This window comes from Afipia sp. DC4300-2b1 (assembly GCF_049895725.1).
Classification (GTDB): Bacteria; Pseudomonadota; Alphaproteobacteria; order Rhizobiales; family Xanthobacteraceae; genus Afipia; species Afipia broomeae.
Genome location: NZ_JAFCSX010000002.1, coordinates 582086 through 602288 on the forward strand (window position 1 = coordinate 582086; position 20203 = coordinate 602288).

General features: G+C 62.9%; 20 protein-coding genes. 15 read left to right on the top strand and 5 right to left on the bottom strand.

Annotation, left to right across the window (positions count from 1 at the left end):
• Position 1 precedes the first annotated feature (1 nt).
• From ACP7AL_RS09465 to ACP7AL_RS09515, 11 genes are all read left to right on the top strand, one after another.
• Positions 2-910, top strand: coding sequence for an AAA family ATPase (locus ACP7AL_RS09465; protein ID WP_425990909.1), 909 nt, complete (start codon positions 2-4; stop codon positions 908-910).
• Positions 911-930: 20 nt separating this feature from the next.
• The gene (locus ACP7AL_RS09470) at positions 931-2127 is read left to right on the top strand and encodes a vWA domain-containing protein (RefSeq protein ID WP_024919013.1); all 1197 of its coding nucleotides are present in this window, start codon (positions 931-933) and stop codon (positions 2125-2127) included.
• A gap of 11 nt (positions 2128-2138) precedes the next feature.
• Positions 2139-2468 (top strand): XdhC family protein, encoded by a 330-nt coding sequence (locus ACP7AL_RS09475; RefSeq protein ID WP_006021300.1) that lies wholly within the window; start codon positions 2139-2141, stop codon positions 2466-2468.
• Entirely contained in the window at positions 2465-3175 is a 711-nt protein-coding gene (locus ACP7AL_RS09480; RefSeq protein WP_006021299.1) for an XdhC family protein, read from the top strand. Before ACP7AL_RS09475 ends, ACP7AL_RS09480 begins: the two co-directional genes overlap by 4 nt.
• Positions 3172-4776, top strand: a complete 1605-nt coding sequence (locus ACP7AL_RS09485; RefSeq protein ID WP_425990912.1) for an NTP transferase domain-containing protein — start codon at positions 3172-3174, stop codon at positions 4774-4776. The genes ACP7AL_RS09480 and ACP7AL_RS09485 overlap by 4 nt, the downstream gene beginning before the upstream one ends.
• A gap of 69 nt (positions 4777-4845) precedes the next feature.
• Positions 4846-5256: a DUF4189 domain-containing protein gene (locus tag ACP7AL_RS09490; RefSeq protein WP_425990914.1), complete on the top strand. Its 411-nt coding sequence runs from the start codon at positions 4846-4848 to the stop codon at positions 5254-5256.
• Between the two features lie 144 nt (positions 5257-5400).
• Complete coding sequence (locus tag ACP7AL_RS09495; protein WP_425990916.1) at positions 5401-6105, top strand: TetR/AcrR family transcriptional regulator; 705 nt, start codon at positions 5401-5403, stop codon at positions 6103-6105.
• A complete protein-coding gene (locus tag ACP7AL_RS09500; RefSeq protein WP_425990918.1) occupies positions 6102-6875 on the top strand; it encodes an HlyD family secretion protein in 774 nt (257 codons plus the stop codon). Before ACP7AL_RS09495 ends, ACP7AL_RS09500 begins: the two co-directional genes overlap by 4 nt.
• Positions 6872-7813: an ATP-binding cassette domain-containing protein gene (locus tag ACP7AL_RS09505; RefSeq protein WP_425990920.1), complete on the top strand. Its 942-nt coding sequence runs from the start codon at positions 6872-6874 to the stop codon at positions 7811-7813. The genes ACP7AL_RS09500 and ACP7AL_RS09505 overlap by 4 nt, the downstream gene beginning before the upstream one ends.
• Positions 7810-8958 (top strand): ABC transporter permease, encoded by a 1149-nt coding sequence (locus ACP7AL_RS09510; RefSeq protein ID WP_425990922.1) that lies wholly within the window; start codon positions 7810-7812, stop codon positions 8956-8958. The genes ACP7AL_RS09505 and ACP7AL_RS09510 overlap by 4 nt, the downstream gene beginning before the upstream one ends.
• Positions 8959-9009: 51 nt before the next feature.
• Entirely contained in the window at positions 9010-10314 is a 1305-nt protein-coding gene (locus ACP7AL_RS09515) for an adenylate/guanylate cyclase domain-containing protein (protein ID WP_425990924.1), read from the top strand.
• A 4-nt stretch (positions 10315-10318) separates the two neighbouring features.
• Here ACP7AL_RS09515 and ACP7AL_RS09520 read toward each other — a convergent pair whose 3' ends face one another.
• The 4 genes from ACP7AL_RS09520 to ACP7AL_RS09535 form a co-directional block, all read right to left on the bottom strand.
• On the bottom strand, positions 10319-11599 hold the full coding sequence (locus ACP7AL_RS09520) for an MFS transporter (RefSeq protein ID WP_425990926.1): 1281 nt from the start codon (positions 11597-11599) through the stop codon (positions 10319-10321).
• Positions 11600-11700: 101 nt separating this feature from the next.
• Complete coding sequence (gene bcsS, locus ACP7AL_RS09525; protein ID WP_425990928.1) at positions 11701-12462, bottom strand: cellulose biosynthesis protein BcsS; 762 nt, start codon at positions 12460-12462, stop codon at positions 11701-11703.
• A 141-nt stretch (positions 12463-12603) separates the two neighbouring features.
• Entirely contained in the window at positions 12604-13065 is a 462-nt protein-coding gene (locus ACP7AL_RS09530; RefSeq protein ID WP_425990930.1) for a DUF488 family protein, read from the bottom strand.
• Between the two features lie 22 nt (positions 13066-13087).
• On the bottom strand, positions 13088-13891 hold the full coding sequence (locus tag ACP7AL_RS09535) for a DUF72 domain-containing protein (RefSeq protein WP_425990932.1): 804 nt from the start codon (positions 13889-13891) through the stop codon (positions 13088-13090).
• A 296-nt stretch (positions 13892-14187) separates the two neighbouring features.
• On the opposite strand from ACP7AL_RS09535, the gene ACP7AL_RS09540 reads away from it, so the two are divergent.
• The 4 genes from ACP7AL_RS09540 to ACP7AL_RS09555 all read left to right on the top strand — a co-directional run bounded on the left by ACP7AL_RS09540 (position 14188) and on the right by ACP7AL_RS09555 (position 18574).
• Positions 14188-15300, top strand: coding sequence for a glycosyltransferase (locus ACP7AL_RS09540; RefSeq protein ID WP_425990934.1), 1113 nt, complete (start codon positions 14188-14190; stop codon positions 15298-15300).
• Positions 15297-16799, top strand: a complete 1503-nt coding sequence (locus ACP7AL_RS09545) for a glycosyltransferase family 39 protein (RefSeq protein WP_425990936.1) — start codon at positions 15297-15299, stop codon at positions 16797-16799. Before ACP7AL_RS09540 ends, ACP7AL_RS09545 begins: the two co-directional genes overlap by 4 nt.
• Before the next feature lie 137 nt (positions 16800-16936).
• Positions 16937-17230, top strand: a complete 294-nt coding sequence (locus ACP7AL_RS09550) for a hypothetical protein (protein WP_024919024.1) — start codon at positions 16937-16939, stop codon at positions 17228-17230.
• Positions 17231-17455: 225 nt separating this feature from the next.
• Positions 17456-18574, top strand: coding sequence for a DUF2778 domain-containing protein (locus tag ACP7AL_RS09555; RefSeq protein WP_425990938.1), 1119 nt, complete (start codon positions 17456-17458; stop codon positions 18572-18574).
• Between the two features lie 18 nt (positions 18575-18592).
• Here ACP7AL_RS09555 and ACP7AL_RS09560 read toward each other — a convergent pair whose 3' ends face one another.
• Positions 18593-19771 (bottom strand): acyltransferase family protein, encoded by a 1179-nt coding sequence (locus ACP7AL_RS09560; protein WP_425990940.1) that lies wholly within the window; start codon positions 19769-19771, stop codon positions 18593-18595.
• Positions 19772-20203 lie beyond the last annotated feature (432 nt).

Genomic DNA, 20203 nt, shown 5'->3' on the forward strand with positions numbered 1-20203 from the left:
CATGAGCAAGATCCCCGCATCCGTCGATGCAACGCTCGATCTGCTCACCAGCCGTGGCTATCTCGCGGAGCGCTCGCTGGCGACGGTGGTCTACCTGTCGCTCAAGATGGGCCGGCCTTTGTTTCTCGAAGGCGAGGCCGGCGTCGGCAAGACCGAGATTGCAAAGGTTCTCAGCGCTGCTCTCGGGCGCAGGCTGATCCGGTTGCAATGCTATGAAGGCCTCGACGTCGCGTCCGCAGTCTACGAGTGGAACAGCGCCGCGCAGATGATCGCCATTCGTCTGGCCGAGGCCAGCGGTGAAACCGACCGCGAGCAATTGTCCGCCGACGTGTTCGCGGAAAAGTATCTCATCAAGCGGCCGCTGCTTCAGGCGCTGGAGCCGGATGTCGCCGGGCCGCCGGTGTTGCTGATCGACGAACTTGACCGCGCGGACGAGGCCTTCGAGGCGTATCTGCTGGAAATTCTCAGCGACTTTCAGGTCACGATTCCGGAATTCGGCACGGTGAAAGCACCGCAGCCGCCGATCGTCATCGTCACGTCAAACCGCACCCGTGAGATCCATGACGCGCTCAAGCGCCGCTGTCTCTATCACTGGGTCGATTACCCCTCTGCCGAACGCGAGCTTGCCATCGTCAAGTCGCGGGTGCCGAATATCGGCGCGAAGCTGTCGGAGCAGGTGGTCGGATTCGTGCAGGCGCTGCGCGAGCAGGATCTGTTCAAGGTGCCCGGCGTCGCCGAGACCATCGACTGGGCGACGGCGCTCACCGAACTCGATGCCCGCTCGCTGACGCCGCAGGTGGTCGGCGATACGCTCGGTGCGCTGCTGAAGTATCAGGATGATATTGCGCGCATGCAGGGCCCGGCACTCGACAAGGTCATCAAGGAAGCCGTCAGCGATCCTGCGGCCTGAATGCGCTTTCGGGAATCGTCATGCCAGATGACATCGAGACCCCAACGACCGGATTGATTGCGGACAATGTTATCGGCTTCGCGCGTGCGCTGCGCGTCGCCGGGTTGCCGATCGGGCCGGGTGCCGTGATCGATGCGCTGAAGGCGATGCGGCTGATCGATATCGGCAACCGCGCCGATCTGTTCACCACGCTGGAATCGATTTTCGTCAAGCGCCATGAGCACGCGCTGATTTTCGCGCAGGCGTTCGACCTGTTCTTCCGCCGTGCCGAAGGCATCGAAAGCATGCTCGACTCGGTGCCGCTGCCGCCCGAAGCGCAGAAGCCGCCGCCGCCCGCCTCGCGCCGTGTTCAGGAAGCCTTTGCGCAGAGCCGCAACATCGAAGGACCGGAGATCGAAGAGAAGGACGTCCAGCTTTCGGTGTCCGATCGCGAAGTGCTTCAGCGCAAGGATTTCGCGCAGATGAGTGCCGCCGAGATCGCGGAAGTGACCCGCGCCATCGCGAAGATGAAGCTTCCGCAGGCTGAACTGCGCACCCGCCGCTTCAAGCCGGACGCGCGGGGCCAGCGGCTCGATCTGCGGCGGACGCTGCGTGGCAGTCTGCGCACCGGCGGCGAGATTGTGAAATTCCAGCGGCTCGGGCGCATCGATAAGCCCGCACCCATTGTGGCGCTGCTCGATATTTCCGGCTCGATGACCGACTATACCCGTCTGTTCCTGCAATTCCTGCATGCGATTACCGACGCGCGCAAACGCGTTTCGGTGTTTCTGTTCGGCACGCGGCTGACCAACGTGACGCGTGCGCTGCGCGCGCGCGATCCTGACGAGGCGCTGGCGGCGTGCTCGAGCAGCGTCGAGGATTGGGCCGGCGGGACGCGGATCGCGACCTCGCTGCACAACTTCAACAACCTCTGGGGCCGCCGGGTGCTCGGGCAGGGTGCCATCGTACTCCTGATTTCAGACGGGCTCGAGCGAGAGGCCGATTCCCGGCTGGAATTCGAGATGGACCGGCTGCATCGGTCGTGCCGCCGCCTGATCTGGCTCAACCCTCTTCTGCGTTTTGAGGGCTTTGAAGCCAAGGCGCAGGGCATCAAAATGATGCTTCCGCATGTTGATGAATTCCGTCCCGTGCATAACTTGAAGTCCATGGAAGGGCTGATCGGCGCACTGACCGCGGACCAGCCGCCCCGGCGGATCGAAACCCGCTCCGCAGCCTGAGGAATCGAACCATGCTCAACCGCGATGACGACATTCTGAAAGCCGCTGAGACCTGGATGAAGTCCGGACACGGCGTGGCGCTCGCCACCGTGGTCGAGACCTGGGGCTCCGCGCCGCGCCCGGCTGGATCGAGCCTCGTCATCAATGACGACGGGACGTTTCTCGGCTCCGTCTCCGGCGGCTGTGTCGAAGGCGCGGTGGTCACCGAAGCGCTCGATGTGATCGCCAGCGGCAAGCCGAAGATGCTGGAGTTCGGCGTCGCGGATGAGACCGCGTGGAATGTCGGGCTGTCGTGCGGCGGCACGATCCGGGTTTTCGTCGAGAAGGTGGGCAACTCTTGAAACAGAATACGCTGGCTGAGCTGAACGCCGAGCGCGCGGCGCGCCGGGCCGTGATCGTTGTGACCGATGTCGTCAGCGGCGATCAGCGCCTCATCAAGGCCGCGGACATCGCAGCCGATCCGCTGCACGCCGAACTCGACAAGCATCTGCGCATGGGCAAGAGCGGCATGATCGAGAGCGACGGCAGGAAGCTGTTTCTCAATGTCTATGCCCCGACCGCGCGCCTGGTCATTATCGGCGCGGTCCACATCAGTCAGGCGCTGGCGCCGCTGGCGCAGTCGCTGGACTATGATGTGTTCGTGGTCGACCCGCGCACGGCCTTTGCCTCGCCCGAACGGTTCCCTGATGTGCCGCTGTTTGCGGATTGGCCCGATGTGGCGCTGCCGCCGCTCAACATCGACCGCTACACGGCGTTCGTCGCGCTGACCCACGATCCCAAGATCGACGATCCGGCGCTGTTGCATGCGCTTGAACGCGACTGTTTCTACATCGGCGCGCTGGGCTCGCGGAAAACGCATGGCAAACGTCTCGAGCGGCTGAAGGCCCAGGGTGCGAGCGACGCCGCGCTGGCGCGCATTCACGCACCCATCGGTCTCAATATCGGCGCGGTGTCGCCCTCGGAGATCGCGGTTGCGATCATGGCCGAGATCACGGCGCGGCTGCGGCTTCCTGCCGACACGCCGCTCAAGACGAAGTCAGCGGCATGAAATTCGGTCCTGTTGCGCCGGAAGACAGCATCGGCGGCGTCACCGTTCACGCCATCCGTCAGGGGCCGCTTGTCCTCAAGAAGGGCACCGTCATCGGTGCGGCTGAGGTCACGGCGCTGAAGCAGGCGGGCGTCAAGGAAATCGTCGTCGCGCGCCTCGACAAGGACGATGTGTCCGAGGACGAGGCGGCCGCCGGTATCGCTGCGGCGGTGGCGGGCGAGGGCGTCAATGTCGAGCGCGCCTTTACCGGCCGCGCCAATCTGTTCGCGACGGAAGCCGGCGTGCTGGTGGTGGACCGCGAGGCCGTCGACCGCATCAACCGGGTGGACGAAGCCATCACCTTCGCCACGCTTTCGGCATTTAAGCCGGTGGTGGCAGGTGAAATGATCGCCACCGTCAAGATCATTCCGTTCGGCGTCGAGGCGAAGCTGCGCGACGCTGCGGTGGTCGCCGCCCAAGCTGGACAGATGCGGGTCGCGCCGTTCACGATCAAGCGTGTCGGGGTCGTCTCGACGATCCTGCCGGGACTGGCCCCGAAGGTGATCGAGAAGACCTTGCGCGTCACCGAGGAACGTCTCGCGCCGACCGGCGCACGCATCATCGGTGAGCGCCGCGTCCCGCACGATGAAAGCGCGCTTGCGCCGGCGATCGAAGAACTGCTCGGGCTCGGTGCTGAACTGGTGTTGGTGTTCGGCGCATCCGCCATTGCCGACAGGCGCGATGTGATTCCGGCGGCGATCGAACGGATCGGCGGTGCGGTCGAGCACTTCGGGATGCCGGTCGATCCCGGCAATCTCATGCTGATCGGAAACGTCAGGAATTTTCCGGTCCTCGGTGCGCCGGGCTGCGCGCGCTCGCCGAAGGAAAACGGTTTCGACTGGATCCTGATGCGGTTGCTGGCGGGGCTTCCGGTCACCCGCGCGGATGTCACCGGCATGGGAGTCGGCGGGCTCCTGATGGAAATCGTGACACGGCCGCAGCCGCGCGTGCCAATCGAGGCCGACGGCAATCGCAAGGTCGCTGCCGTGATCCTCGCCGCCGGGCGCTCCACCCGGATGGGCGGGCCGAACAAGCTGCTGGCCGAACTGAACGGCAAGAAGCTGGTGCGGATCGTCGCCGAGCAGGCGCTGGCCTCGAAAGCATCGTCTGTCATTGTCGTCACCGGCCATCAAAGCCTCGAGGTCGAGGCGGCGCTGAAAGGACTTAAAGTCGAATTCACCCGCAATCCAGATTTTGCCGAAGGTCTTGCGACGTCGGTGAAAGCCGGCATCGGCGCGGTGCCTGACACCGCTGATGGCGCTGTGGTCTGCCTCGGCGATATGCCGCTGATCGACGCTAAACTGATCGACCGCCTGGTGGATGCTTTCGCGCCGGATCGCGGTTCGCTGATCGTGGTGCCGGTGGCGGGCGGGCGTCGCGGTAATCCGGTGCTGTGGTCGCGGAGATTCTTCCCGGAATTGATGACGCTCGACGGCGACATCGGCGCGCGGCATCTGATCGCCCAGCATGCCGAGGCGGTGGCGGAAGTCGAGGTCGAGGGCAAAAGCGCCTTTCTCGATATCGATACGCCGGAAATGCTGGCGGACGCGCGGCGCGGCTAGCGTTTACCTCTTTCCTTTCCACCCTGTTCACCAAGTTGAAACGCCCTCCCGCCTAATGTCCTTTCCGGAATGACCTCGGGGGAGGGGACGTTGACGGCTTTCATGGCGGCGCGTTGCCGCGCACTTTTTGTTTTTGCTTTGGTTTCAACTTTTGCCGCCCATCTCGTCACAACACCGGCTTCCGCGGCCGGCGCGCTGGCGATTGGCAAGTGCGGCGCCTATGGCCAGGCGTTCGATTATCCGGCCGAGCAGGCTGCGCGGGCCGCGGCCCTCAAGCAGTGCAAGGGCGATTGCTCCGCCGTGAACATGAAGCGCGCCTGCGCCGCGCTGTCGCTCGATATGACCAAGCCTTGCGGGGCTCACGGCTACGCTGTTGCTCCGCGCATCTCGACCGCGCTCAATGACGCGATGAAGAAGTGCTACGCGTTCGGCGGCAAGGAATGTGTTATCCGCGCCTGGGCTTGCGACGCAAAAGGCTAGTTTGCGGCTCCACATGGCGTTGCCGTTGCCCCGCGGCGACCATCGACTCTGGATAATCATTAAATAATTCAATATTTTATGAGATTTCTTCAAGTGTTTTTCTTTCCTCTTGAATATGACTGACCAGTCAGTCATATTCAAGGAATGGCAAAACGTCGTCTGATCGACACCCATACCGCCAAAGATGAACCCGCGCGCGGTGCGCGAACGCGCGCGTCCGCACATCGCACAGCACCAGCGCGCCCGTCAAAGCGCGCGGTCGGCGCGACCGAGCGGCGGGCTGCGATCATCGCGGCGGGTCTCGATGAATTTACCGCGAAGGGCTTTGCCGCAACGCGCCTCGACGATGTGGCCAGGCGCGCGGGTGTCGCCAAAGGCACGATCTATCTGCACTTCAAGGACAAGGAAGCGCTGTTTCAGGAACTGGTGCGCACGGCGCTCGGACCATTGATCACACGGATTTCGAATCCGCAGATCGGCGCAGGATCGGCGCGCGCGGCGATCGAATCATTGGCCGAGACGTTTGCCCGCGAGGTCATCGGCACAAAACGCGCCGATATCGTGCGGATGATTATTTCCGAAGGCACGCGCTTCCCGCAGCTCGCGGAATTCTACTACCGCGAAGTGGTCGCACACGGCATCGCCGGAATGCGCAAGCTGATCGAATACGGCGTCGCACGCGGTGAAATCCGTAACCCGGGGCTTGCGGAATTTCCGCAACTTCTGGTCGGGCCGCTGGTTGTTGCGGTGATCTGGCAGGGTCTTTTCGGCAAGCAGGCACCGCTTGATGTTGCCGCGATGCTGCGGGTTCATCTCGATCTGATTTTCAATGAAGGGAAAGCGACATGATTGCGTCGCGAAGCATTGCACGGGGCCTCGTGCTGTTGCTGGCCTCGATAAGTCTGGCCGGTTGCTGGGATTCCAAAAATCCCGGCTATCAGGGATGGGTCGAGGCCGACATGATCTTCGTCAGCCCGGACGAGCAGGGGCGTGTGGTCAAACTCAATGTCCGTGAGGGCGATCATGTCGAAGTCGGCATGCCGCTCTATGCCGTCGATGACGATCTTCAGCAGGCCGCCCTGAACCAGAGCAATGCCACGCTCGCCAACGCGCAGCAGGCCTACGATCGCGCAGCGTCTCTGAGCAAGACCGGCTCCGGCACACAGGCCAATTTCGATTCCGCGCTGGCCGGGCTGCGCGTCGCCGAGGCACAGGTGAATACATCGCAAACGCGGCTTGCACGCCGGCGCATGAACGCGCCTATCGCGGGCACGATCCAGCAGATCTATTTCCGTGAGGGCGAAACCGTTCCCGCGCAGAAGCCGGTGGTGTCGATTCTGCCGCCCGGCAACATGAAGGTCCGCTTCTTCGTGCCGGAGCCCGATTTGCCGAAGCTGAAGGTCGGCGAGGACGTTCGCGTGACATGCGACGGTTGCGCCAGCGATCTGACCGCGAAGATCTACTTTATCGCGACCATGGCGGAATACACGCCACCCGTGATCTACAGTCTCGATGAGCGCTCGAAGCTGGTCTATCTGATCCAGGCGCGGCCGAACAAACCGGATAGCCTGCGCGTCGGTCAGCCGGTCAGCATCTTCACAGACGGCAAGACGCCGTGAGCACCGACACCGCACAATCCGATATCGCGATCGAGGTCCACGGCCTGTCGAAGTCGTTCAACGGCCGTGAGGTGGTGCACGACCTGTCGATGCAGGTGAAGCGCGGCTCGATCTACGGATTTCTCGGTCCCAACGGCTCGGGCAAAACCACGACCATCCGCATGCTCTGCGGCCTGCTGACGCCGGACAGCGGCGAGGGGACATGCCTCGGCTACGACATCCGGCGCGATGCCGACAAGATCAAGCGGCGCGTCGGCTACATGACGCAGCGCTTCAGCCTCTATCAGGACCTGTCGGTGCGCGAGAACCTGGAGTTCGTCGCGCGGCTTTACGGCGTGCCGGACCCGCGCGGCGCGGCGCGCGAGATGATCAAGCGCATCGGGTTGTCGGGGCGAGAGGAACAGCTCGCCGGCGAACTGTCCGGCGGCTGGAAGCAGCGGCTTGCGCTGGGCGCCTGCACATTACCAAGTCCGCAGTTGCTGCTGCTCGACGAGCCGACTGCCGGTGTCGATCCCAAGGCGCGGCGCGAATTCTGGAACGAGATCCATGCGCTGGCGGCGGAAGGGCTCACCGTGCTGGTCTCAACGCACTACATGGATGAGGCCGAGCGATGCCACGAGATCGCGTATATCGCCTACGGCAACCTGCTGGTGCACGGCACCGTCGAAGACGTCATCGCGAAGTCGGCGCTGACAACCTACACCGTGACCGGCGAGGGATTGAACAAGCTGACCGCCGATCTCACCGGCAAGCCTGGGGTCGATATGGTCGCGCCGTTCGGCACCAGTCTGCATGTGTCGGGACGCGATGCGGCAGCGCTAGAGGACGCAATCGCGCCATACAGGTCTGGCGGCGATACGACATGGCACAAATCCGAACCATCGCTCGAAGATGTCTTCATTGAGTTGATGAGCCGCTCGAAGGATAACTTCCAATGAGCGCAACCGAAACAAGCAACGGCGGCGCGCGCGGCTTCTGGCAGCGCACCTATGCGATGCTGGTGAAGGAATTCCTTCAGCTCCGCCGCGACAGAGTCTCGTTCGCGATGATCGTGATGCTGCCGATTATGCAACTCCTGCTGTTCGGCTATGCCATCAATACCACGCCGCGCAACCTGCCGACCGCCGTGCTGTTGCAGGAGGACAGCGACCTCGGACGCTCGATCCTGAAGGCGCTGCAGAACACCGCCTATTTCCGCTTCACGCGCGAGGTTCACACCGTCGCTGAATTCGACAGTCTGCTCGAGTCCGGCAAGGTCCTGTTCGGGGTTGAGATTCCGCGTGGCTTCGAGCGTGCCGTCCGGCGCGGCGACAAGCCCGCGCTGCTGGTGGCTGCGGATGCCACTGACCCTGTGGCGTCCGGCTCTGCACTCGGCGCGCTGGGACAGATCGCGCAGTCGGCCCTCAAGCATGATCTTTACGCCGGCGATCCGCCTTCGATGCCGTTCGAGATCCGCGCCCACGCGCGCTACAATCCGGCAGCGGAGTCGCGGCTGAATATCGTACCGGGTCTGGTCGGGACGATCCTGACCATGACGATGCTGATTTTTACCGCGCTGTCGGTGACGCGCGAAATCGAACGCGGCACCATGGAAAACCTGCTGGCGATGCCGATCACTCCGGTGGAGGTGATGCTCGGCAAGATCATTCCATATGTGCTGGTTGGTTTTCTCCAGGCCACCATCATCATCGGCATCGGCTACTTCCTGTTCCAGGTGCCGATCCTCGGCAGCTTGGGGATGCTGGCGCTGCTCTCGACACTCTTCATCGCGGCCAATCTGTCGATCGGCTACACGTTCTCGACCATCGCGCAGAACCAGCTTCAGGCGATGCAGATGTCGATGATGTTCTTCCTGCCGAACATCCTCCTGTCAGGGTTCATGTTTCCATTCGCGGGCATGCCGGTCTGGGCGCAATGGATCGGCGAGGCGCTCCCGCTGACCCACTACATCCGCATCGTCCGCGCCATCATGCTGAAAGGCGCGTCGCTGGAGAACCTGCAGTACGACGCCATCGCTCTGTGCGTGCTGGTGCTGGTCGCCATGAGCATCGCTGTCACGCGATTCCGGCGCACTTTGGATTGAGGCCGCTAGCCGATGCTGTATTCTGCCCCGTAAAGGGCTGTAGGGGCAGGCATGGTACGCGGTCTGAGAGAGCTTTTGAGCAGCGAGGGACAGGACCCGGTTTCTGCGGACTTTCACCGCGCATTGACGCGGGAAATTCTGAAAACCGAACTGATCCGGATCAAGGCTCTCATCATCACGGCTTCGGCGATCGCCGGCATGTTGTGGACGGTGTACCTGATCGCACCTGAACAAATCGAACGGCTCTGGCACGGCAATCTCAAGCCGGCCTACCTCTTCATCGTTCTCGGGCCTTTCCTTCTGTTTGAGCTGCTTGCCCATGCCCTGGTGAAGCGGCAGCTCGAGCTTGACCGGGACGTATCTGTCGCAAGGCGCTACGCAAGCGCCTTCATCGAAACCAGCATGCCGACGATCGCGCTTGCGCTACATATCGACAACATGGGGTCGGTCACGGCGCTCGGTTTCGTCGCACCGCTGGTCTATTTCGTTTTCATCATCCTTTCCACATTGCGGCTTGATTTCTGGCTGTCGACCTTCACCGGATTTGTCGCCGCCGCCGAGCTGCTTGCGATGGCGATGCTTTATCATCCCGATGCGCCGCCGGAATTTGAGTACCACTTCGCGCGCAGCATGATCGTCTTTACTGGCGGGGTGCTCGCAGGAGCGGTTGGCGTTCAGTTGCGCAGGCAGTTCGAGAAGAGTATCGCCGCTGCGTCTGCGCGCGACCGGGTGACCAATCTGTTCGGCCAGCACGTGTCGCCGCAGGTCGTCGAACGCCTGCTGACGGAAGGAACAAGCACCGCGAGTGACACCCGCCGTGTCGCCGTCATGTTTGTCGATTTCCGCAGCTTCACCGCCGCTGCCCGGTCGCGCACCCCGCAAGAAGTCGTCGACCGGTTGGATGGCATATTCGCGGTGCTGGTCGAGATCGTCGATCGCCACGGTGGCATCGTGAACAAGTTTCTTGGCGATGGCTTTCTGGCGATTTTCGGTGCGCCATTCGAGTCGCCTGATGCGCTGGCCCGCGGTGTCGATGCGGCACGAGAGATGCTGGTCGCGGTATCACGCAACAACGAAGGAAATTCCTGGGCGCTGAATATCGGGATCGGGCTTCATTTCGGTGAAGTCGTCGCGGGCAATATCGGATCGCCGCGGCGCAAGGAATATACCGTCATCGGCGACACGGTGAATTTCGCGGCGCGGCTTGAAGCCCTCAACAAGGAGTTCAATTCACAGTTTCTGATCTCATCCGCCGTCCGCGAATCTCTCGGCGAAGCATGCGCCGACGCGGTTTCGCTCGGCGAGGTCGCGGTGAAAGGTTATGAACAGCCCATGGCGGTCTGGCGTCTGGGTTGACCGGTTATGCGGTTGCTGGTTTCGGATTTGGCCTGAGCAGCATCATGACCGCCGCTGCGATCAGACAGAGGATGCCCGCGGCAAAGAACGCCGGCAGATAGCTTTCATACAATGTTCGCGTCAGGCCCGCGCCGAATGCGGCCGCTGCCGATCCAAGCTGATGTCCGACGAAAATCCAGCCGAACACCATCGCCGCGCGTTCAGGACCGAAGTGCTTGGCCGTCAGCTTCACGGTCGGCGGGACGGTGGCGATCCAGTCGAGACCGTAGAACACGGCGAACAGCGACAGCCCGTAGAACGAGAAATCGGTGAACGGGAGGAACACGAGCGAGAGTCCGCGCAGGCCGTAATACCAGAACAGCAGCCAGCGATTGCTGTAACGGTCCGAAAGCCAGCCGGATGCTATGGTGCCGACGAAGTCGAAAATGCCCATGGCGGCGAGCAGGCTTGCTGATGTTGTCGCGGGAATCCCGAAGTCCGCACACATCGGAATGAGATGGGTCTGGACCAGCCCGTTGGTGCTTGCGCCGCAGACAAAGAATGTGCCGAACAGAATCCAGAACACGCGGGTTTTCGACGCATCGCGAAGCGCCGCGAACGCAGCGGCGATGATCGAGGTGGCGAGTGGCGTCGCCGGGAGGGGAGCGCTGCTGTTATCACCATAAGGACGCAAACCCAGATCCGACGGCCGGTCGCTCATGAACAGCAGGACTGTCACGGCGGCGAATGCCAGCATCGCGCACATGGTGCCCATGGCTGTGCGCCAGCCGAAGGTTTCGGTGAGGTAAGCCATGACGGGCAGGAAGATGAGTTGACCGGTCGCAACGCTTGCTGCGAGAATTCCGACGACCAGTCCGCGCTGCGCCACGAACCAGCGTGTGGCGACGGTTGCACCCAGCACCATCGCGGTCATGCCTGTGCCGAATCCGACCACGAATCCCCACAGCGCGATCAGATGCCAGGCCTGGGTCATGGCCAGCGACGCGAGCAGGCCCACCGAAATGATGGTCAACGCGGAAATCACCACGTTGCGCAGGCCGAAGCGCACCATGAGCGCGGCGGCGAAAGGGGCCATCAGACCGAACAGCAGCAGGCGGATCGACAGCGCAGAGGATATTTGCGTCGTGCTCCAGCCGAACTCCTTTTCCAGAGGCAGGATAAACACGCCCGGGGCGCCCACGGAGGCCGAACTGATCAGCGCCGTCAGGAACGTCACAGCTACCATGACCCAGCCATAGTGGATGCCGCGTGTGGCAAGGCGTGCCGAAACCCACGAAGAAAGCATTGCGTGTCCTGAAACGGGAAGGAAAGAAGCGTTGAAGTATGACCGAAATCACACGCTTCAACGGTCCTTAGGTTTGGAGTCGACCAAAGTCCAGGCTTGGGCTACCGGCGCGTCAGCACGCCGATGCGCCCATAGACTCCGGAGCGGTGGCTGTTGTCCTGGACATAGCCTGCGCCGAGCGACCACTCGAAAGCCGACATTTTGAACGATGTCAGGTGGGCGCCGATCCGGTACTGCCGATAGACCGCATCGCCCGACGTTTCCATTTCAGGCCCCGCCCAGAACCGATCCATGACGCGCCAGCCGGCAGCGGCGCGCACACCGAAACTGTTGCCGATGGTCGAGCCGGAGATCGACGATGCCAGCATCATTGTCGCCGTCGGCTCCCACCAGAGATCCGCGGCGACACGCAGTCCCACGTGAGTACCGCGCAGGCCGTTCCCTGGATCGTCCGGAGAGTAGCGATGGTTCTGGACATCGGGACCGGCGAAGACCTTGATTTCGAAGTCGCCGCGCTTGATCCGCCAGCCCGGCAGGACGGCGCCGAGCAGTCCAGTGCCGCGAATGTTGGTGCTGCCGGCGAGATAACGGTAGCTGCTTTGCGCAAGGAGCAGCTTGAGGGTGAAGCCATCCTGATTGAGGCCACCGGGTGCCCACTGAAGGCCGCCGTAGAAAGAGCCGCCACTGCGCCAGAGATCGAACCCGCTGAAATAGAGAAACTTCTCCGGATATGCGCCGCCGCTGAGAGCGCTGGCCGGTGGCAGCAGAAGATCATTCAGGGGATCGGCCGCAGTTGGAGAGCCTCCGCAAAGCAACGCGGCGGCGGCGACGCAAAACGCGCGCACCCTTCCAACGCAACGCATGGAGCCCCCAAGCCCCGGACACAAAAATACTTACGTAAAAATGCCACGTGATTAGAGCGTCAAAGGAGAAGTTCGTCTAGCGAACGAGCGGGAACGCGCCGTGAACGGGCTGCAAAAATTTTCCGCCAGCCTGTGGATAACTCAGAACTGCGGGGCGACCAGGTTTTCGATCTTCACGCCTTCGCGGTCCTCAATGATCTCGGCGATGAACTTGCGATGGCAGGCTGTGTGATCGCGCTCGTAACAGAGAATACAGACCGGTCCGGCTTTCATCACCAGTGCCGCAAGCTCGTCCATCTCCGCGCGCGCCTGCGGGGTTTTCAGATGCGCGTGATAGATTTTCGACAGCGTCTTCATGTCGCCGCTGCGCGCGGCTTCGCGGCCATCCTTTGGTGTGCCGAGGCCCCGCAGATGGACGTAGGATATGCCGCGCTCATCAAGACCAGCGGCAAGCTGGGTCTTGGAAAAGCCCGGACGTCGCGATGATGCGATCGCCCGCACGTCGGCGAGCAGCTTCACGCCGGCGTGTTGCAGTTCATCGAGAACCGCCTTCGGCGGCGTTTGTTCGTAGCCGATAGTGAAGAGCTTTTTGGCTTTGGCCATGCTGTCTCCCGTCCTCGTTCGCTCACGTCACGCGCTCGATCAATTCCATCGCCCCAGCCGGAGCCCGGATTTTTCCCTCGTGGATCACATAGGCGAATACATCGCGGGGTTCTTTCTTCGGCGGCGTCTTGTCGGAACGGGCAAGGTCATCGGGCTCGCTGCCCTGCGCCCACAACGTCAATCGCTTGGCCCATGCATCCAGTTCCTTGGGCGGGTAGGCGGTCTTCACCGTATCCTTGCCGGTCTGGAGGCGGACGTAAACGAAATCGGAGGTTATGTCGGCGATCGCCGGATACTTCGCATGATCGGCGTAGACCACCGCGACGTTATGCTTGCGCAGCAGCGCGATGAACGCCGGCGTGCAGAAACTGTCATTTCGCACTTCGACCACATGGCGCAGGGTGAGGCCGTCGAACTTGCGTGGCAGCAGGTCGAGAAAGGCGCCGAAGTCGGCTTCGTCGAATTTTTTGGTCGGCGCAAACTGCCACAGCACGGGGCCTAGCCGGTCGCCCATTTCCGTGACGCCGGAATCGTAGAACCTCTTGATGGAATCCCCGGCCTCCGCCAGCACGCGGCGGTTGGTGGCGAACCGCGGGCCCTTGACCGAGAAGATAAAGCCGTCCGGGACTTCGCTGGCCCATTTGCGGAAGCTTTCCGGCTTCTGCGAGCCGTAATAGGTGCCGTTGATCTCGATCGAGGTCAGCTTGGAGGCGGCGTAGGACAGTTCTTTCGCTTGGGTCAGCTTCTCCGGATAGAACACGCCCCGCCAGGGCGCGAAGGTCCAGCCGCCGATCCCGATATGAATTTGACCTGATTTCTTAGCCATTTCCCGTTTCCCTTGGAGACCCTTGCGGAACGCCGGTTGCGTACCTATCTCGTTTCTATCGGCAATGTTGCAGCTTCCGCTCCATTGCCGGGACGACCACGAGAAGAACCGTGAGAAGTTGAGCGCGCCGGATGTACGCGCAGACTTGATTCTCTCACTGGTTTCCCTCCGTGGTCGTTGGCATTTCTGGACCCCTGAATGCCCAGGCCACCCGATTTCCGGCCATTATCGCATCGAAATCGCGTCCCGGCAGGGCGTCTTGGCATCGTCCGGTCCCCCGGATATACGCTGGCTCCATGACTGAGGCCATCTCACCCGGGGCAGCACCTTCACGTCAATTGTGTGTCGTGGTGCCGACTTTCAAAGAGCGCGACAACGTTCCCAAGCTTTTTGCGAAGCTGGACGCCGCGCTGTCCGGCATCGCGTGGGAGGTCATCTTCGTCGATGACAATTCTCCCGACGGGACCTGGGAGGTTGCGCGTCAACTGGCCCAGACCGACACCCGGGTTCGGTGCATTCGCCGGATCGGCCGTCGCGGGCTGTCCGGCGCCTGTATCGAAGGCATCCTGGCCTCAAGCGCGCCCTATGTCGCGGTGATGGACGCCGACCTTCAGCATGACGAAACCCAATTGCCCAAGATGCTCGGACTGCTGCAATCGGGGCAGGCCGAACTCGTGGTCGGCAGCCGTTATGTCAGCGGCGGCGACACCGGCAGTTTCGGGAGTGCGCGCCTTGGCGGCAGCGTGCTTGCGACCAACATCGCAAAGAAGCTGCTGCATGTCGAAATCGCCGACCCGATGAGCGGGTTTTTCATGATCCGCCGCGAACGGTTCGAGCAGCTTGCGCCGTCGCTGTCGGTGCAGGGCTTCAAGATCCTGCTGGATATCGTGGCGACTGCCGGGGGAAAGCTCCGCGTGGTCGAGGTACCGTTTTCGTTCGGCGCGCGCCAGCACGGCGAGAGCAAACTGGATTCGCTGGTCGTGCTGGACTTCCTCGGTCTCGTGCTGGCCAAGCTGACCGGCGATCTGGTGTCGCTGCGCTTCCTGCTGTTCGCGCTGGTCGGTGCGATCGGTCTCTTCGTTCACTTCGCCACGCTGTACACGTCGCTTGCGCTCAACGTCCCGTTCGCCGAAGCTCAAGGCGTCGCTGCGTTTGTCGCGATGACCGGAAACTTTCTGCTCAACAACCAGCTCACGTATCGAGACCAGCGCCTGAAGGGCGGTGCTCTCATTCGCGGTCTCCTGCTGTTCTATCTCGTTTGCAGCGTCGGGCTTCTCGCCAACGTCGGCGTTGCGGCGACCGTGTTCGATCAGGAGCCGATCTGGTGGCTCGCGGGCGCGGCGGGTGCGCTGATGGGCGTGGTCTGGAACTACGGCGTGTCCAGTCTCTTCGTCTGGCGCGCAAAATGATTTCCGAGACGAAACTGGCGCGCGGTGCGGCTTTCACCGTGGCCGCGCTGGTGCTGCTTCGTCTGGTCGCGGCGGCGTTCACGCCGCTGACCTTTGACGAGGCGTACTACTGGACATGGTCGAAGCATCTGGCCGGCGGGTACTACGATCATCCGTCGATGGTCGCGGTGGTGATCCGGCTCGGCACTATGATCGCGGGTGACACGGAATTCGGTGTTCGCTTGGTATCGATCCTGCTGGCGCTGCCGATGAGCTGGGCGGTCTATCGCGCCGCGCGGATTCTGTTCGATGATTCCCGGATCGCCGCGACGGCGACGATCCTGCTCAACGCCACCCTGATGGCGTCGGTAGGGACCACCATCGTGACGCCGGATGCGCCGCTGATGGTGGCAGCGGCCTTTGTCCTGTACTTCCTCGCCAAAATTCTGGAGACCGGCCGCGGTATCTGGTGGCTTGGCGTCGGCGCAGCGGCGGGCTTCGGACTGCTCTCGAAATACACCGCGCTGTTTTTCGGCGCGCAGATCCTGCTGTGGCTGGTGCTGGTGAAGGACCAGCGGCGGTGGCTGGCATCGCCGTGGCTTTATGCCGGCGGCATCGTCGCCGTTGCGATCTTCTCATCGGTGATCCTGTGGAATGCCGATCATCAATGGGTGTCGTTCATTAAGCAGCTTGGCCGCGCGCGCGTCGCGGATATGACGCTCAAGTATCTCGGCGAAATGATTCCGACGCAGTTCGCATTCGCAACGCCGTCCGTCTTCATCCTTGGTGTGCTCGGCCTCTACGCGCTGGCGCGGGGCAGGGCGGCGAACGCTGCGAGCGCCACGCTGATCAACATCAGCGTCTGGATGATCTTTCTCTACTTCGTCTGGCACTCGCTGCACGCCCGTGTGGAGGCCAATTGGCTCGGACCGATCTATCCGGCATTCGCGATCGCGGCCGCATTCGCCGTGTGGGGCACGACATGGAAGGCGCGCGAGCAGCGTACGGTGAACTGGTCGCGCCGTCTCGCGCTGCCGATCGGCGTAATTTTGTTCGTGGTTTTGATCGTGCAGACCAACACCGGGCTGCTCACCGGCTTCCGCCGTGATGCCACCGTGCGCAGCGTCGGGGTCGGCTGGCCTGAACTGGCCAGGGAGATCGAAGCGCTCCGCATCAAACAAAACGCAAGCTGCGTGCTGGCGGCGGACTACGGCACCACGTCATGGATGATGTTCTATCTGCCGAAGGGGACATGTGTCGCGCAGTTCCAGCAGCGCTATCGCTGGACCTTCATGCAGGAGCCGGATGCGAATCTGCTGAAGGGCAAAGCGCTGCTGATTGGTCCGGTGGATTCCAGTCCGTATTACCGTGCGAGGTATGCCCGCTCCGAAAAACTGGCCGAACTCACCCGCAAGCGCAGCGGCGTCGGGTTCGAGACTTACCAGATCGACCTGCTCGACGGCGTGAAAGGCGAGACGCTCGACCGCTCGCCCGCGCCCGAGCTCGGCGGGCCTCAATAAAATCCGCGTTCCGTTGCTTCCCAAACGTTGCCGCCGCGCGCTCATTATTTGCGCGCAATGCGGAGAAATGATGCGGGAACGGCTTTGACGGCCGATGCGTTGGCTCACTACCATCGATCTATCCAGGGAGGCGGTCTATGGGGAAGGTTGCCGGTTTTGTTGCGTTGGCCGTCGTTGTCTGCGTGCAGCCGTGCTTCGCGCAGGGAACCGAGCAGGAGCGCGAGGCCTGCACGCCGGATGCCATGCGCCTGTGCGGACAGTTCATCCCCGACGGCGGCCGTGTCGAGACTTGTCTGCGGAACGCGGGCCCGCGGCTCAGCCCGGCCTGTTATGCGGTGTTCAATCCGCCGCGCGCGGCGAACCAGCCGCGGTCCGCGCAACAGCCGTCCCGGAAAGCGCCTCCGCCGCCGCCCGATGACGACGAGGATTGATGGAACCCGGCTGGTCTGAGGGTCTGCCTTACATCTGCCCTCACTTAATCCGCATTTAACTAAATGCCGCCTTAATGCCGCTCCGCACCTTTGCAAGATGTCGCGTGGGGAACTCCAAGCTCCGCAAGGCAACTGACGCTGGCCCGCTTTCGCATGCGCTGTTCGCGCGTGAACTGCCGAATGCAGCCGGAAGGACAAGGTGGGATTGTTCTGGATGCAAGGCGTATGAGTACCAGTTCTGTTGCGCGTACCGGCTTCACGGCCCACCACCACGGACGTTCCAAGGGGACCTCCAGCCCTTTGAATATTGCAGGCGGCGCAGCGATTGCGTTCGTGACGCTTGCCTGCGGCTGGACGCTCTACAGCAATGTGTTCGGCAGCAACCCATTCGGCACCGGCTATGAACTGGCGTCGCGCGACGCGCGTGTCGTGTTCGTCCCCGCAGGCCCCGGCCTCGACCGGCAGGCGTTTGCCGATCGCTTTACCGCGCTCACCGACGTTGCCGCCGACGAGCCGCCCGCACTCACCGTCGAGCAGAAGAACTACGCCGCGCTGATGGACGTGACCCATTCGCTCGGCGCGCCGCCGGTGACGTTCAAGCCGACCGTCGTTGCTGCGCCCGACACGCCGAAGCCCGGCCCGTCGCGGGCGGAGATCGCCAGGGCGCCCGATGTCGCGCTGCCGCCGACGACACCTGCGCGCGTCGCCAGCATTCCGCTTCCGGCTTCGCGCCCGGGCGACTTCAAGTTCGCGCAGCAGCCTCGCGTCAAGCCCGGCCACTCCGAGATGGTGGAGCGGGCGAAGAACGCCGCGCTCGCCGCAATGGCCTCCAAGACGCCGAGCCTGTTCGACAAACTGTTCGGCAAGACACCCGCGCCGGGTCCCGTGCTGGCCTATGCCGGCTCCGATGGCGGCGTGATGAACGACGGCACCTCGGCAACCCCGGCGGGTTCGAGCGAAGACGACAAGCTCACCGCGATCTACGACATCACCGCGCGCACCGTGTACATGCCGGACGGCTCGAAGCTGGAGGCGCATTCCGGCCTCGGATCGAAGCTCGACGATCCGCGCTACGTCAATGTCCGCATGCACGGCGCGACGCCGCCGCACATCTACACGCTCAAGCCGCGCGAATCGCTGTTTCACGGCGTGGCGGCGCTGCGGCTGACACCGGTGGGCGGCGAGGGCGCGATCCACGGCCGCACCGGACTCCTTGCGCACACCTACATGCTCGGGCCGAACGGCGATTCCAACGGCTGCGTGTCGTTCAAGGACTACAACGCATTCCTGAAAGCCTATCAGCGCGGCGAAGTGCGCCGCCTGGTCGTCGTCGCGAGCATGTAACCGCGCGCAAAGCCTGCATCATTGCGACAGCGCGGGCTTTGCCGCTGCGCTGTCCGGTGCACGGGACACGGCGGCGGGCGCGGTGCCCATGCCGAGCAGCCATCGCATCGGCCGCCACGGCCGGATCAGCCAGTGATATATCGCCAGCGAAACCGCGAGGGTCGCGAGCAGGATCACCGTAACCTTGCTCCAGACCGGCAGCGGCAGGTTCATCACCTCAACGCCGATCAGCAGCAGCACCGCATGGTGGATGATGTAGACCGGCAGCGTGGCCGCGGCGAGGTATGTCAGCGCCGGCGTGGCGACGGCGGGCTTGAAGCGAATGGCGAAGCCGAGCGCGGCGCAGACGCAGAACCACGCCGTCAGTCCGACAAACACGCGTCCCGGCGTGGAGACGCCGAAATACGCCACGCCGGCGAAGGCCAGCGCCATCAGGACCGCGAAGCGCGGCGCCTGCGCGCGTAACTGCACGTCGATCCCCGGCCATGCCGCGATCATGGCGCCGAACGTCATGTACATCGCGAAGTAAAAGAAGTTGGTCCGGTCGCCGATCAGGTTCGGCAGGAACGGCCAGTAGCCGTCAAACGCCGCGAGGTAGAGGCCGAGCGGCAGCGCGGGCAGAAACAGCACCGCGGCATTCAGCTTCGACGGGTCCGGCGCGCGGCGCGCCAGCAGCACCAGCAGCGGCAGAAGCATCAGCGAGATGATGAGGAGGTAGCCGAGGAACCAGAGATGCGACCATGTCAGCAGGTTCAGGATGCCGAGATTGCGCGGGAAGAAATCGAAAAAGCCGAGCGGGACGCTGGGATCGACATCGAGCATCTGCTGCAGGGTGCGGGCCTTGCGCAGGCCGTGGAAGCCGAAATCGCGGCCCTGCATCATCTCGATGTATTTGATGATGGTGCCGGAGGTCACGACCCCGAAGAGTAGCGGAACGAACAGCCGCACCACGCGGGTCCTGGCGAATTCCAGCGGCCCGCGCGCGCGCAGCGAGGCCACCGCGGTATAGCCCGCGATGGTGAAGAACGTCGCCATCGCAGAGATGCGGATGAACTCGGTCGCGAGGGTGGCGAACTGCGACGGCTCCGCGCTCTTGATGTGATAGTTGGGGTCCGCCGAGAAAATGATGAGCGCGTGCGCCAGGATGACAGCGGCACACAATGCGATACGCAACACCTCAAGATCAGTCCGGCGCATGGTGCTCAACGTTCCCGAAAATCCGCGAAATACAGGGTTTGTGAAAAGCCGCGCATCTTATCCGGCGGGCTCAAGGGAGGGCAAGGCGCGGGGGCTTCATTCCCGCGTGAGACGTGATCTCTCTCTCTCTCTCTCTCTCTCTCTCTCTCCGGTCGTCCCCGCGAAGGCGGGGACCCATACTTCCTGAACCATCGTGTTGTTGGGAGCGGGACAATTCTTTCCTTCGTCATCATAACGCTTAGTGGTTATGGGTCCCCCCTTCGCGGGGACGACATCGAGGGTGGGGCAACATGGCGTGTTCGCGTCATCCTGAGGTGCGAGCCGCGTTTGCGGCGAGCCTCGAAGGATGCACGGTTCGCGTCGTTGTCATCCTTCGAGGCTCGCAAGCGCTCGCACCTCAGGATGACGATCCGTTGCATTTCAGATCCACCG